Origin of the sequence: Brevibacillus sp. B_LB10_24, assembly GCF_046036945.1 — a bacterium.
Taxonomy (GTDB): Bacteria; Bacillota; Bacilli; order Brevibacillales; family Brevibacillaceae; genus Brevibacillus_C.
This window is the reverse complement of record NZ_JBJQOQ010000016.1, coordinates 20,937-35,848: the sequence shown is the minus strand read 5'-3', so window position 1 is coordinate 35,848 and position 14,912 is coordinate 20,937. Positions and strand designations below refer to the sequence as shown.

Sequence of the window (14,912 nt, the reverse complement as noted above, 5' to 3'; positions counted from 1 at the left end):
TCTCCCCCTATTCCTTAATCTGCGGATCCAGGATGTAATAGGTCAGGTCGACCAGCAGGTTGATGAGCACATACCCGAGGGCAATCACGAATGTGAAGCCCATGATGGAGGGAAAATCGAGGTAAGCGATTGAATCCACCACGTATTTTCCCATTCCCGGCCAGCCGAATATCGTCTCCGTAACGATCGCCCCGCCGAGCAGCGCGCCAAATGAAAGCCCGACGACCGTAATGGTCGGGATCAGTGCATTCCGCAGCGCGTAACGGAACAGCAATACCGACCCGCTGATTCCGTTGGCCATCGCGGTGCGAATGTACTCTTGCCCCAATACTTCCAGCATGCTCGCTCTCACCTGTCTTGTGACGATCGCTAGTTGGGCGAAGGAGAGGACGAATGCCGGCAGGATCAGGTGCCACAAGCTGTTTTTAAAAGCAGCCCAGTTCCCGGTAAGCAAGCTGTCGAGCAGGTAAAGCCCGGTGATTCTCGTCGGCGGAGGAATTTGCAAATCGATCCGGCCGCCCGACGGCAGCCAGCCAAGCAGCTTGTAAAAGATCAGGATGCCAATCAAGCCGCTCCAAAAAACGGGTGTTGATACCCCGGCAATGGAGAACAGCCGGCCACCGTGATCCACCACGGTGTCTTTTTTCACTGCAGCCAACACCCCGATAGGTATCCCGATCGCCAAGGCGATCACGAAGGCAGACAAAGCCAGTTCCAGCGTTGCGGGGAAAAAGGCAACCAGATCATCGATGACAGGTTGTTGTGTGCGAATGGAATTGCCAAAGTCACCTGCAAAAAGCCCTTTGATATAGGTGAAATATTGGACCCAGACCGGTTGGTCCAGGCCCAATTGACGGCGAACTTCTTGCAGTGTTTCCTCATCGGCCCGTTGGCCGACCATCATTCGCGCCGGATCGCCGGGAATAACATGGGACATGAAAAACGTCAACAGCGTTACCCCAAATAGAACAAACACGAGCAGCGAAAGGCGTTTGGCGATGATTTGCTTCATGAGGGAAACACTCCTCTATCGGTCTTATTTCGACATCTCAGCCAGGTTGTAAATTCCCTCCAGCATCGGGTTGTAGACAAAGCCTTTTACATTTTTGCTCACGGGCAGCAGGAAGTCTTTCTGGTACAGGTAGATGTACGGCGCCTCATCGATGACGATCTTTTGCGCTTCCTGGTACAGTTTGGTGCGCTCCGCTTGATCGTTAATCGAGGTTGCCTTGCGGATCGTTTGATCCACCTGGTCGTTTTTATAGAAAGCGCGGTTGCCGGCCAATCCGAAGTTATTCGAGTCAAACCAGTAGTTCATAAACATGTAGGGATCGCCAAAGTCCGGACTCCAGACCCCCAGACACAGATCGAACTCGCCCTTGTCGATCATCTCGCGCATGGTCGCATACGCTACCTTTTGCAAGTTAAGCTTGACGCCGATGTCCGCCATGAAGGCTTGCAGGGTCAGCGCCTCTGTCTCCCACCACGGCTTGTTGTCAGAGTAAAGCAGGTTTAGCGTCAGATTAGCTGCTCCCGCCTCGCTGAGCAGGGATTTCGCCTTGTCGACGTCATGTTTGTATTGGAAGGCTGTTTCATCGTGTCCCCAAAGACCCTTCGGAATCGGCCCTTGCATTTGTGTTGCGTAGCCCTCTTGCACAGCTTGGGTCAACGCCTCGTAATCAACAGCGTAGTTGAGCGCCTGGCGAACCTTTGGATCTTTCAGGGCGGGATTGCCTTTGGATGAATTGATGTACACGTAGTCGACGAACAGGCTCGGCTCTTGCAGAACGTCGATATTACCAGAATCTTTCAACGCTTTCAGCTGCTCTACCGGGATTCCTTCCGCGATGTCGACGTCACCCTTTTCCAATTCAAGCCGTTGTGCCGTAGGATCGGGAATAATTTTGAAGTAGACCGTTTTGATCGCAGGCTGCACGGATGAGTTGGGATTGACAGTCAATTTGATGTACTCCCCTTTCTTCCATTCATCCAGTTGATACGGCCCGCTTCCCATCGTATTGGCAGCCAGGAATGCTTGTCCCAGATCGCCGCCCTGCTCCTTTTCCATCACTTTCGGATTGACGATGCCTCCGTAGTTGGCGGCCAGGGTGGAGAGAAACGGCGGGAAGTTTTCGGAGAGGATAAAGGTGACCGTGTGGGGATCCTCCACTTTGACTTCCTTGATGACGCTGTATGTCTCAGCCGGCCCGTTCTTGATTTTCAGCGTGCGCTCAAAGGTAAACTTCACTGCCTCTGCTGTTACTTCTGTCCCATCGGCAAACTTGTTCCCCTCTTGCAAGTGGAAGGTCCAAGTCAAGCCGTCGTCGCTAACCTTCCAATCCTTGGCTAATCCTGGCTTAACCACCGTTGTTGCACCGTCGTACTCTACCAAACGCTGATAGGTGGGATAAGTGATTTTCCATGCGCTGTTATCCATCGTTACAGCAGGATCAAGCGTCCCTTGGTCGGCACTGATCGCCACCATAAGCGTATCGCTTGGCGTTTTCTGTGTCGTTTGCTCGGCTGGTTGTCCATTCGAACTCTGCTCTGGCGCAGGCTGACTCGTAGTGGAACTGCTGCAAGCTGCCAGTACAAGAGATGAAACCATGCATACGCTAAGCAGCAAGCTGTACCATCTTCTTTTCATCATGCAACCCCCCATTTTAAATATATTTCATATTATTTAATATATTTCAATAAATAGAATTATTCAACTCATTGATTTTTAAGCAGAGAGCGCTATGATTCCTTGATAAATAGCTGTCTGCTGCTTTTTTTTCGCCCACGGGGGATTTCCGTAATCGAAATGCCACCACTCTTTGTGGTAATTGGTAAATCCGACTCCTGTCAGCAGATGATAGAGCCAGCGGCGGTTTTTTCGAATGGCCTCACCTTGTTCATCGAGATCTGCATCGTCTTCGTAAAATCGGGTCATAGCTTTTGAAGTAAAGTCGTCAAACGATGTCCCCATCTCAATCCAGCCATCCGGTCCGGATATCGTCAGATCTACCGCCCCGCCTGTCAGATGCGGGGACGGCCTCATCGGGTCTTCCGAAGGCAAAGCGACGAATTTCGTCAATTCTTCTTCCAGTTCGATTCCTTCGGTCCATCCTTTCTTCATTAATTCTTGCTTAAAACGTTCATAGATGGATGTTTGCAGCTTGAAGGACCTCCAGCCGTCAAGGACGACAAAAGAGTAGCCAGCCGGCAGCTGTTCCGCCGCTTTTAAGAGCAATGCTGCTGCCCCCTCGCGGAGGAAACAATCGGGCAAAGCCCCTTCATAACCGTGATGGTAATAGTACGGGTAAACCTTGATTTTTTCCGATAGGTGCGAAATTGATACGATCTTTTCTCCACATTCGACGATAGACGGCGTCACTATCACATCTGTCGTCTGTTCTAATGGAATGGCTACATCCAACACGATCTGTCATCTCCAATTGCAGATTTGTCCTCAATCTTACTTGAAAGGTTAATTTTTAGTTTACTTCAATTATTTTTAATTTACTGTATTCTGATAGTAAATTCAAGAGAGCAGTGCCTCCTCAAAATGACAGGCAGCTGCCCTCTCTTCCCTACTTTTCGTTTAACAGCCGCTCCCATTCATCCAGTGTTTCGGCAAATACCTGGATCGCCTGCTCGATCGGTTTGGACGTTGACATATCGACACCGGCTGCTTTTAGCACATCCAGCGGCGCTGCCGAATTTCCCGCCTCCAATAAAGAGTGACGAATGCGTTGGACAGCCGGTTCTCCCTCGGTAAGCATTTGCCTGGCTAAAGCGGTTGAGGCAGCAAAGCTGGTCGCGTATTGATAGACGTAAAATCCCTTGTAAAAATGCGGGATACGTGCCCATTCCATGGCGATTTCCGCGTCTGAGACAGTCCCATTCCCGTAATACTTTTTGTTTAACTCCAGGTACAGCGACTTGAGAGAATCGGCTGTGAGCGGCTCACCTGCTGCTTCTTTCTCGTGAATCAGTTTCTCAAATTCGGCAAATTGCGTTTGGCGAAACAGTGTTGTACGGAAATGTTCGAGGTATTGGCTTAGCAGACTCATTTTTTCCTGCTTCGTCTTGGCATTTGCATACATGCTTTTAAACAGCAGCGTTTCATTTAACGTGGATGCGACTTCTGCAGTAAAAATGGGGTACCCGGATGAAATATACGGCTGTTTTTTATTCGTGAAGTAGGATTGCATCGCGTGTCCCAGTTCATGTGCAATCGTCGAAACATCATTTCGCGTTCCTTGATAATTAAGCAGAACATAAGGATGGGTATCGTACGCTCCCCATTGGTAGGCCCCGGTGCGTTTGTCAGGCGTCGAGTAAACATCGATCCAGCCGTTTTGAAAGCCTTCAGCCAGTACCTTGAGGTATTCCTCCCCCCACGGTTTTAAACCAGCCAATACCATTTCCTTTGCCTGGTCATAAGGAATATGGCGATTCTCGTTTTCCTCAGTCGGCGTGTAGATGTCGTACATATGCAATTCTTTGACACCCAATACCCGCTTCTTCAGCTCGAGATATCGATGAAGCAGCGGAAGATTTCGATTTACCGTTTGGATTAACTGATCGTACACCTTTACCGGAATGTTATTGGCCGTCAGACTAGCCTCCAGCGCTGACGGGTAATGCCTGGCATTGGCATAAAAATCATTGGCCTTTACTTCCCCAACCAGAGTTTGAGCAAACGTATCGCGGAAGTGATCTAATGTGTAGTAATAAGCCTGAAAGGCAGCCTTGCGCACAGTCCGGTTTTTGCTTTCCATAAACCGAATGAAATTAGCTGGATTCAATTGAACTTCTTTGCCATTCTCATCCATTATTTTGGGCAGTGTCACGTCTTTTGACAGCATGGCATATACGTTTTCAGAGGTTTCAGATACAGGAGATAACTTTGCCAGCAACTGTTCCATCTCTTTTGACAGCGTATGTGACTTTGTCCGCAAAAGATCCTCGATAAAAAACTTGTACTGGGCAAACTCATTCATCCCCAATATTTTTTTCATCTCGGATTCAGGAATGGCTACGATCTCCGGTACAAGCCAAGACGTACGCTCTGCCAAGGCAACGTTGACCTTTTCCGCCTGATCCAATTGTTGCTGAAGTGTATCGTTTGCCATATTTACATCAAACGCCAACTTGGCATATACGTACGCCTTGTCATTTTTTCTCATCAGGTTGCTGTAGTCATTCAGCGCCTGCAGCAGGAGCTGCGGCGAACTTGCCAGCTTCCCTTGGTACTTGCTTTGAAATTGCCTTGCCTCCCGCTCTACTGTTTGTAAATCCCGTTCCCACGCTGCTTTGTTTGGGTAAATATCACGCAGGTTCCATTTGTACCTGTCGGGAATTTCTCCCCGTGATGCATAGGAAACGGCGAGTGCGTCGAACGGAATACATACAGTCATAACCAGTACTGCCGCAACAACGGCCAGGATTATTTTTTTGATCATCTTCTCACTCCCTTCGCTTCCTATATTTCGCCATTCCAGCATAGCTTATACCAACATTATCCAACGGCGAATAGCTTCAGCCTGCCGCCCGCGTCAAGGCCCTGCATCTGTTGATTCCACAAACGATTTGAATTGTGGATAAAATTGTGGATTGCCCATTTTTGTTCGATTCTGAAATCAGGAAAAGGCTGAATAGATCAAGCTTTTTCGCCGATAAAGTTATCCACAGTTCGAAGGCGAATCTTGTGAATAATCCTTTCGTTTTGTTATCCACATGTCTATATCCAGCCCTGTTTGTGTTGATCTATCCACAGAAAAAAGGGATGCCGCCAAATAGCTGCATCCCCATGTGAATAAATGATTTGCCTGCTTCTGTGATGTGATTGGTGTACTCCCGGTAATATCTATTTTATTGCGATGTCTCCGGATCTGGATTTGAAGAAATCAATACTTTTTTCATTTTCCGCTCAAATTCCAGACGTGGAATCATGACGCTGTGCTGGCATCCTGTACACTTGATCCGGATGTCCATCCCCATTCGGATGATTTTCCAGGCATTCGTCCCGCACGGATGCGGTTTCTTCATTTGAACGACGTCTCCCAACTCAAACTGTTTTCGTTCCACCAACACGTCCCCCCTGCTACATCTTTTCCTTTTCTGAAGCCATATAAGCCACTTTTGGGTATGGTATTTTGATCCCTCTGGCAATAAATTCGGTTTTTACCATTGCCCGAATCATACGGGCTACTCCGTACTGAGTAGTCGGTTTACATTCGGCCGTGATGCGAATGACTACATTTGAAGGGCCTAAATCCTGAACGCCTAAAATTTGCGGCTCTTGAACGACATTTTCGTTCTCCGCAGCCACTTTTTTTAGAACGTCCTCCAGAACACGCTCCACTTCGTCGATATTCTCCTCATATGTCACGGATACATCGACTACCGCCACAGAATTTTGCAATGAAAAATTGGTTACTTCCTGGATCGAGCCGTTTGTAATAATGTGCACTTCTCCAGTCCAGTTTTTGATTTTTGTCGTACGCAAGCCAATCTCCTGAACGGTTCCCGTATACGTATTGACAGTGACGTAATCTCCTACGGCAAATTGATCTTCAAAAATGATAAAAAAACCGGAAATGATGTCTTTTACCAAGCTCTGTGCGCCAAATCCTACCGCCAGCCCCAATACTCCTGCACTGACGAGCACCGGACCCAAATCGATACCCAACTGATCCAAAATCAGCAACATCGCCAGGAAATAAATCAAATACCTCGTAGCATTGCTGGTCAACACCCGCAGCGTATCCAAACGTCTTTGCTCGATCTGCAGTTTGCCGTTCTCTCGCCTGATAAATATTTTGTTAACCGCTGCTTGCGCGATCACCGTAACTATTTTTGTGACAATGACGATCAAAACGATCAAGATCAACCGTGTGGCAAGATTAATCCAAAGTTCTGGGTTTGCCAAATAATCATAGGTGCGCTCAAACATCGACTCAAACCATTTTGCCTGTTCCACAGGTTGCTCTCCTTTCCAACCAAATCCCCTCTCTTGTTCGGAAACTGTTGACACAGCTCCGTTTACCAGATGCATACTCCCCCCGATGTGCGTGGCGGTGGTCAAGGTGATTTCGTCCTGTCTTCTGTTCAATAACCTTATTTTACTCATTTACCAGTGATGGCGCTAGTTGGCGCTGCTCCATTTGCACTAGTATAAGATTTCATTTTTGGTCATATACTATGAATACTTTACTTTGTGGAGGTTCCCATGAATCTTTTTAATGATTCTCCCCACTCTGCTCCAGCTTTTAAAATTGAGTATAAGGACGAAAAAGCGTGTGAGCAGTTATCTCATCACCTTATGCGACGTTTTCTCAGCAAGCCGCTCAATCAAGAAATTGTCATTCTATGCATTGGAACTGATCGATCGACAGGTGATTCCCTCGGACCAATCGTTGGGACCAAACTCCAATCATACTGTCCGAAATATTTACACATTTACGGTACGTTAGAAGATCCGGTCCATGCCGTCAACCTTGCCGACAAGATCGATCATATTTCTCGTATCCACAAAGATTCATTGATTATAGCTGTTGATGCTTGTCTTGGCCAATTTAGCAATGTTGGTTCGATTCAAGTTGTCGATGGTCCGCTAAAGCCAGGTGCAGGCGTAAAAAAAGACTTGCCTGCGGTCGGAACCTTTCATATTACCGGCATTGTTAATGTAGGCGGCTTTATGGAGTACTTTGTCCTCCAAAATACGCGCCTGTTTGTCGTCATGCAAATGGCAGAAGTGATCGCGACAGGCCTTTATCTTGCCAGTCTTCAACTTCACCACGGGAATACTGCCTCCAGTCCCTATCCTTCTTTTTCTACCGAAATGCCTAGTGTGTAAACCAATCCGCAATCGGAACACTGACCGCCGCGATAACCAGTGAAGGGAGCATATTCGCCACATTTATCTTCTTCAACTCCAAAATGTTGATTCCAATTCCTACGATTAGCAGCCCGCCAACGGCTGTAACTTCAGCCAGTATAGAATTCAACATATCACTGCCAATGAAATTGTAGATCTGCGTAGACAGTATGGCGATTGCTCCCTGGTACAAAAGAACAGGTATGGCAGCGAAAGCAACGCCTATACCCATGGTTGAAGTAAAAATTACAGATGAAAATCCATCTATCATCGCTTTCGTAAACAGGATGTCATGATTGCCTCGCAAGCCGCTGTCCATCGCCCCTAGTACTGCCATCGCTCCAATACAATAGACTAACGTAGCATTAACAAAGCCTGTGGCAATACTTCCCCCTTTGTTTGGGTCTCCTGCTTTGCTTTCCAGCCATTGACCAGCTACATTTAGGTAATGCTCGATTCGTATGATTTCCCCCAAAATCGAGCCAATAACCAGGCTAATAATTAACAATAAAAAATTCTGCGTCTTGAAACTCATTTGTAAACCTAAAAAAACGACGGCTAATCCCAACCCCTGCATCACTGTCTTGCGTATCCCATCGGGAATTCGAGAAAGTAATTTTCCTATGACAGCACCTGCAATAATGGCGGCAGCGTTTACTAAAGTCCCTATAAAAATCAAGCTATACCCTCCGCTCTGCTAGGAAAAAAAGCTTCGGCTTGAAGCTCTTTCAAAGGTGTTATCGAGTCCTTCTTTTACAGACAGCTTTCCATTCAGGATCAGGTTGTCGCTACCCAGCCTTCCGTCCTATCAAATCATATCTTATGCTTCCCCAGTCAAATAAGCTGCAGATATCTCTTCGATAGCACAGATTAATTTTAGCGCATCTTCCTCCGTATTAAATAAGCCAAAGCTTGCGCGAACTGCCCCCCTATTTTCCGTCCCGATAGCTTGATGGCCTAACGGAGAGCAGTGAAATCCTGATCGGGTCGCGATGCCGTATTCTTGATCGAGTATGAATGAAACCTCTGTAGCGTCTACTCCCTTGAGATTAAATAACACGACTCCCACCCGCTCTACGTCAATATCCGGGCCATAGATTTCTATTCCATTTATCTCTTTTAGACCTTCAAGTGTTCTTTTTGCCAGATTCCATTCATGCTGAAATATATGTTCCGTTCCTTTTTCCAAAACAAATGTAACTCCGGCTAACAAGCCTGCCAATCCTACTGTATTTGCTGTACCGCTTTCATATCGATCTGGTCTAGCTGTAGGCTGGTCCACTGATTCTGACTGACTTCCTGTCCCGCCATGGATAAGCGGCTCGAGGTCAATCGTGTTACGAACATACAAACCGCCTGTTCCCTGAGGTCCATACAGTCCTTTATGACCAGGAAAAGCGAGCATATCTATTCCCATCTTTTCTACATCAATCGGCACCACACCAGCTGTTTGCGATGCGTCTACCAAAAAGGAAATGTTTCGTTGACCTGCCTCCGAACCAATCTCCCCTATTGGTAAAATGACGCCAGTAACATTTGAGGCATGGCTGACAACAATCAATTTCGTTTCTGGGCGAATTTCTTTTACAAAATCCGCGGTGTAGAATAATTGATCCTCTCTTGGCTGTACATAGGATATTTGAATCCCTTTTGTCCGTCGTAAATACTCCAGCGGCCTTCGTACAGAGTTGTGTTCGATTGATGACGTGACCACGTGATCACCTGGCTGTAGAAACCCTTTAATGGCCTGATTCAACGCTTGGGTAGCATTCATGTAAAAAAAGAGGTCATTCGGGTTCGAAATCCCAAATAACCGTGACAGCTGCGCACGAGTTTGGAACAGTACCTTTCCGGCTTTCATCGCCAAAGTATGTCCTCCCCTGCCAGGGTTAGCAGCATAGTCTTCAATTACCTCGGCCATGGCTAACTTTACTTCAGGTGGTTTTGGCCAGGATGATGCAGCGTTATCCAGATAAGTGATAGGCATACTCTTTTCCCCCACCTCTTTATTTTACCTATCCAGCAACTCTAAGATCCGTTCCAAATCATCATTTGAATAGAATTCGATTTCAATCCGTCCTTTTTTGTTTCCTGTTTTAATTTGAACGGATGTGCCAAATCTCGTCCGCAATCTCTCCTCGATTTGCACGATAACCGGCTCTCTTTTCGGTACCTTTTTTACTTTTGTTTCACGTGAAACACTAAGTTGTTTAACAAGCCCTTCCAATTGCCGAACGCTCAGGTCGTTTTTAACCACTTCGTTTGCTAACTGCAATTGCAGCTTTTCATTTTCAACGGACAATAAAGCACGAGCATGACCCATCGAAAGGGCGGATGAGGATACCAACGCTCTGATTCCATCTGGGAGTTGCAGCAGACGTAAAATGTTTGCGACATGAGGTCGGCTCTTCCCTACCTTTTGTGCTAGAGCCTCTTGAGTTAATGAACAATGCTCAATTAACTTTTGGTATGCTTCCGCTTCCTCCAGCGGATTGAGGTTATCACGCTGAAGATTTTCTATCAAAGCAATTTCCATTAGTTGCAAATCAGTATAAACCTTCTCAACCACCGGAACCTTTTTTAGTCCGGCATCCTTTGCTGCCCTCAGCCGCCGCTCCCCGGCAACTAATTCAAATCCTTTAATACTTTTGCGAACAACAAGCGGTTGGATAATGCCGTGTTCTTTGATTGATTCCGTCAATTCTTTTAACGTATGAGGATCAAATTCCTTACGTGGCTGATACGGATTCGGACGAATTTGATTAACCGCTACTTCTTTAATTTGTTCGCTTTCTTCCACATGATTGTCGCTGAATAAAGCATCTAACCCTTTACCCAAACGTTTATTCATATTCCGACCACTTCCTTCGCGAGGTCAGTGTATACTTCGGCTCCTCTAGAACGTGGATCGTAACTAATAATAGCTTGTCCGTGAGAAGGTGCTTCACTTAAACGGACATTACGGGGAATAATGGTCCGGTATACCTTGTCCTGAAAGTACTTTTTCACCTCTTCGATAACTTGAATTCCCAAATTGGTTCTCGCATCCAACATGGTCAATAGGACACCTTCTATAGCCAGTTGATTATTCAAGTGCTTTTGGACGAGACGAATTGTATTTAACAATTGACTTAGCCCCTCCAAAGCATAATATTCACATTGAATAGGTATCAATACCGAATCTGAAGCTGTTAGAGAATTAACTGTGAGAATCCCCAATGAAGGCGGGCAATCGATTATCACAAAATCGTATTTGTCTTTTACAACTTCTAAGGCCCTTTTTAATCGGACTTCACGAGAAATCGTAGGAACCAACTCAATTTCAGCACCCGCTAATTGAATGGTTGCTGGTATGATTTGCAATCCTTCGATCTCTGTAGGTAACGTTGCATCTATCGGGCTAATATCATTAATTAACACATCGTAAATACAATACCTGACATCTGCTTTATTGATGCCCAGTCCACTTGTTGCATTACCTTGCGGATCGATATCAACTATCAGTACCTGTTTACCCAAAGCGGCCAAGCATGCACTCAAGTTAACGGCTGTTGTAGTCTTGCCTACCCCACCTTTTTGATTGGCCACCGTAATTACCTTTCCCAACATCTCACCCCATTTTACAATCCTGTTATCCTCGAGGGCTATTCGTAGGATTTGATCAGAATGAAACTCAGTTAATTTTTCGTATCACAATAAACCCCACTGCTTTTGTTGTGTCTTAAAATGCGTCTTTCTTATCGTAGAACCGACTGCAGCCCCTTCGGAATCTAATTGGAACATTTCAGTGTTGTTTATAACGATTAAGTTGGTTCTGAACAACAAAGCAACACACCGGATCCATTCGCAAACTCGTTCTGCTCACCCTCCATTCAATCTCTGGTTTCCTCTCACGCTACTTTCATCTTACCCCAATTAATTTTAAAAAAGTAGATTGAAATTGGTAGAAGTCTCTTTCAGAATACCAAATCATAGCGGTATGAAAAAAATTTCTTTTAATCCCAATTTACATATCATTAAAGCTGCTTTTTAGGGGTGCTTCTACACGGTCTTAGGGATTAGTTGTGATTGACGTTTAAGCTAAAAGAGATCGAAAAATGGGAAGATAGCTGATATTTTTGCAAAGGTGATCCGAATCTGTCAGATGAATGCCTCCCTTTGCCGACCGATACGCGGAAACACTTCTTGAATGTTTAAACACTGAACCCAAAATGTCCTCATAATGAAGGCTGAGGACATTTTGATTTGACCTTTTCAAATTAACATCCATTGAAGTAACTGCCTAATAAAGCAACTGTACTCTTTACCTATGGACAAAAAGAAAGCGGCTATCGGCGCCGCTGGTATAAAGAAACGATCACAATAAAAAGAAATTATTGCTCCCGCTTTTTGGGAATACGTATTGTAAATTGATAAAACTCTTCGTGATCTTCTTCATCTGTCTCCACAGATAATCCCGTTTCAAGCACCATGTTAATCGACTGTCGAACCGTATTGATGGCAATTCTAGTATCGCGAGAAAAAGCCTTCCACTTTGGTTTTTTCTCTTTTTCCATCTGCGGTTCCACGGCTGCTTCTAACAGCTGCTTGACACGAGCCTCTGTCTGTTTTACGTTCCAATCCCGGTCGAGGATTTCATGAAGCGTCTTTACCTGTAATTCGGAATCTTTTAAAGGTATGAGTGCACGTGCGTGACGTTCCGTAATTTTCCTTGACAAGAGCGCATCTTGAATCTCTTGGGGTAAATGCAGCAGCCTTAATTTATTGGCTATCGTCGATTGCCCTTTGCCCAGTCGTTGTGCCAAGCTTTCCTGTGTCAAATTGTGAATATCGATTAGTTTTTGATAGGCAACTGCTTCTTCAATAGCTGTAAGACCTTCCCGCTGCAGATTTTCAATTAAAGCGATAGAAGCTGTTTGGGCATCATTAAATTCTTTGACGATTGCAGGAATACGTTCCATGCCCAACTTTTTTGATGCTCGGAGTCTTCGTTCTCCGGCAATTAATTCAAAACGTTCATCTCGAATACGAACAACGATTGGCTGGATAAGCCCATGAGTACGGATGGTTTGGCACAACTCGTCAATTTTGTCATCGTCAAAAACCGTTCGGGGCTGATACGGGTTCGGGACGATCTCGTCAACCGGTATCTGACGTATCTCCTCGTTCTCCGTCTTGTCCGAAAATCCGAACAACCGTGAAAACTGATCCTTTACTGCCATGCCGAATCCCCCACTTTTATACCTTATAAGAAAAGCTTCAATTTGAAGCCTTTTCGATGATGTTGACCCCTCTTTAGAGGTTGCTTTTCTTGCAGGATAAGGACGCCGGTTCTGGATGTCTTCCCTCTTTTCCTGTAAGAAAGCTTCTATTGAAGCCTTTTCGATTTGCACCTGTTCGTAGATGTTCAGCCTCTTTTAAGTAAGCATTTTAAACAAAGAGAAGGCCACCATATTAGTCAAATCAAGCCGGCTGTTTTTCCTGCCTATTCGGTAACCAACACTTCGCTCTAATAATTATTAGCTTTGTCATGATAGCCTTATGAAAAGTTACTCTCTCCGACAAGACACAGTAGAAGCAAAGCGCCTTGTCAATTTACAGACCGCTCACCTAAATTAACTACCCGCTTTTTACCGACGCGATCATATATGTAAGTCCTCTATCCTTCAGCAGAAAGATTCCGATCTCAAAATGAAATGAAATACTGAATCAATTAGCCTTCCTACTGGTTCCTTACTGTCACTACTACTTCTCCAGCCAGCTGAAGACGCTCTTTTCGCGTCCCAATTCATTTCATAACTTTTCGTACAGCATCTAAATTCAACTGGCCTGGATAAGATGTGAGCCTCATATCCATTAGGCAATGGTATTTAAGAGGCTTCAAATACCTATCAGCTTAAGCCCCCGACGAAATGCATGAACTAACCCCGTTACTTACAGAAGTCACCGTTACGTAGGCATTCTTCGCAAGGTAAACGATTTTAACCAAAAGTTGTCGGGGTATCTTCCCCACGTAAAACAGCCGATATTTTATGAACATTTGATCCGAAATATCCTATTTTTTAATGTGATAATCTTAAATATTCTTCACTCTGACGGGCAAATCCTGCTTTTACAGGAAGATTGTTCACACCTGCTTCGATGTTTCACGTGAAACAAAAGTAAGAAAAACTATAATTGAAGCCTCATCAAAAAAGTTGTCCAGTTCTTTCCTAGCGGATGCTTTTCTTGCTGTATCAGGCAGCAGGTTCACGGAATTTCATACTTATTGATGCAGTCAAATAGAAGGACTGCTCCATTCGGAACAGCCTCGCAGTAATCTTAACTACAAAATTGGTTTTTTTACTGGCGTTCCTGCTTTTCGCGGGTACGTTTTCGGTGTGGGATCAATCTTGTCGATTACAATGATGTTACGCTCGCCCGCTTCATCAGGTAATTGCAAAGTCTCCACTTTTTTGGTTTTTCCCCCTAAAGCCTTTATCGATTTTTTAGCCTCTTGAAGCTCAAAGGAAATATCCGGGCCTTTCATAGCGATAAAGTGCCCGCCTACCTTCACAAAAGGCAAGCAGAATTCGGCTAGTACGTTGAGCTTGGCAACGGCACGAGCTGTTGCTGCGTCGTACGACTCACGAAAGGCTTTGTCCTGTCCCAAATCTTCTGCTCTTCCGTGACGTGGCTGTACATCTGCAAGTCCTAATTCCCGAGAGAGGTTTTCCAAAAACGTAATTCTCTTCTGCAAGGAGTCAATGATCGTCACCTGCAAATGAGGAAAGCAAATTTTTAATGGGATACTGGGAAATCCAGCCCCAGCGCCAATATCAACCACTGTGTTTATTTCTGCAAACGGAAAGGAAAAGGCTGCCGATACCGAATCAAAAAAATGCTTGGTATACACCTCGTTTTCCTCCGTAATGGCGGTAAGATTCATCTTTTCATTCCACTCGACCAACAAGCGGTAGTACAAGTCGAATTGAGCCAATTGTTCAGCCGTTAACACGATCCCGTTTTCCGACAGGCGTTCTGCAAATTGTTCCTTTCCCAT

13 protein-coding genes are annotated in these 14,912 nt (G+C 45.4%); 1 reads left to right on the top strand and 12 read right to left on the bottom strand.

Annotated features, from left to right (window positions below; translation table 11 throughout):
* Window positions 1–7: 7 nt before the first annotated feature.
* The 6 genes from ACI7RC_RS15525 to ACI7RC_RS15500 all read right to left on the bottom strand — a co-directional run bounded on the left by ACI7RC_RS15525 (window position 8) and on the right by ACI7RC_RS15500 (window position 6,973).
* On the bottom strand, window positions 8–1,012 hold the full coding sequence (locus tag ACI7RC_RS15525; protein ID WP_408109139.1) for an ABC transporter permease: 1,005 nt from the start codon (window positions 1,010–1,012) through the stop codon (window positions 8–10).
* A gap of 24 nt (window positions 1,013–1,036) precedes the next feature.
* Window positions 1,037–2,647, bottom strand: a complete 1,611-nt coding sequence (locus tag ACI7RC_RS15520) for an ABC transporter substrate-binding protein (RefSeq protein WP_408109138.1) — start codon at window positions 2,645–2,647, stop codon at window positions 1,037–1,039.
* Between the two features lie 78 nt (window positions 2,648–2,725).
* The gene (locus tag ACI7RC_RS15515; RefSeq protein WP_408109137.1) at window positions 2,726–3,424 is read right to left on the bottom strand and encodes a M15 family metallopeptidase; all 699 of its coding nucleotides are present in this window, start codon (window positions 3,422–3,424) and stop codon (window positions 2,726–2,728) included.
* Between the two features lie 151 nt (window positions 3,425–3,575).
* On the bottom strand, window positions 3,576–5,453 hold the full coding sequence (gene pepF / locus ACI7RC_RS15510; protein ID WP_408109136.1) for an oligoendopeptidase F: 1,878 nt from the start codon (window positions 5,451–5,453) through the stop codon (window positions 3,576–3,578).
* A gap of 409 nt (window positions 5,454–5,862) precedes the next feature.
* Window positions 5,863–6,078 (bottom strand): DUF951 domain-containing protein, encoded by a 216-nt coding sequence (locus ACI7RC_RS15505; RefSeq protein WP_408109135.1) that lies wholly within the window; start codon window positions 6,076–6,078, stop codon window positions 5,863–5,865.
* A 16-nt stretch (window positions 6,079–6,094) separates the two neighbouring features.
* Window positions 6,095–6,973: a mechanosensitive ion channel family protein gene (locus ACI7RC_RS15500; RefSeq protein WP_408109134.1), complete on the bottom strand. Its 879-nt coding sequence runs from the start codon at window positions 6,971–6,973 to the stop codon at window positions 6,095–6,097.
* 249 nt (window positions 6,974–7,222) lie between these two features.
* Between ACI7RC_RS15500 and yyaC the strand changes: the two genes are divergently transcribed.
* The gene (gene yyaC / locus ACI7RC_RS15495; protein ID WP_408109133.1) at window positions 7,223–7,849 is read left to right on the top strand and encodes a spore protease YyaC; all 627 of its coding nucleotides are present in this window, start codon (window positions 7,223–7,225) and stop codon (window positions 7,847–7,849) included.
* On the opposite strand, the gene ACI7RC_RS15490 is transcribed toward yyaC, so the two are convergent.
* The 6 genes from ACI7RC_RS15490 to rsmG form a co-directional block, all read right to left on the bottom strand.
* Window positions 7,839–8,549 (bottom strand): DUF554 domain-containing protein, encoded by a 711-nt coding sequence (locus ACI7RC_RS15490; RefSeq protein ID WP_408109132.1) that lies wholly within the window; start codon window positions 8,547–8,549, stop codon window positions 7,839–7,841. The two genes, yyaC and ACI7RC_RS15490, sit on opposite strands and share 11 nt — an antisense overlap.
* 141 nt (window positions 8,550–8,690) lie before the next feature.
* A complete protein-coding gene (locus ACI7RC_RS15485) occupies window positions 8,691–9,857 on the bottom strand; it encodes an aminotransferase class V-fold PLP-dependent enzyme (RefSeq protein WP_408109131.1) in 1,167 nt (388 codons plus the stop codon).
* A gap of 24 nt (window positions 9,858–9,881) precedes the next feature.
* A complete protein-coding gene (locus tag ACI7RC_RS15480; protein WP_408109130.1) occupies window positions 9,882–10,721 on the bottom strand; it encodes a ParB/RepB/Spo0J family partition protein in 840 nt (279 codons plus the stop codon).
* Window positions 10,718–11,476 carry a ParA family protein gene (locus ACI7RC_RS15475; protein ID WP_408109129.1) on the bottom strand — a complete coding sequence of 253 codons (759 nt, stop codon included), beginning with the start codon at window positions 11,474–11,476 and terminating at the stop codon, window positions 10,718–10,720. The genes ACI7RC_RS15480 and ACI7RC_RS15475 overlap by 4 nt, the downstream gene beginning before the upstream one ends.
* Before the next feature lie 767 nt (window positions 11,477–12,243).
* On the bottom strand, window positions 12,244–13,092 hold the full coding sequence (gene noc / locus ACI7RC_RS15470; protein ID WP_408109128.1) for a nucleoid occlusion protein: 849 nt from the start codon (window positions 13,090–13,092) through the stop codon (window positions 12,244–12,246).
* 1,103 nt (window positions 13,093–14,195) lie between these two features.
* A complete protein-coding gene (gene rsmG / locus ACI7RC_RS15465) occupies window positions 14,196–14,912 on the bottom strand; it encodes a 16S rRNA (guanine(527)-N(7))-methyltransferase RsmG (RefSeq protein WP_408109127.1) in 717 nt (238 codons plus the stop codon).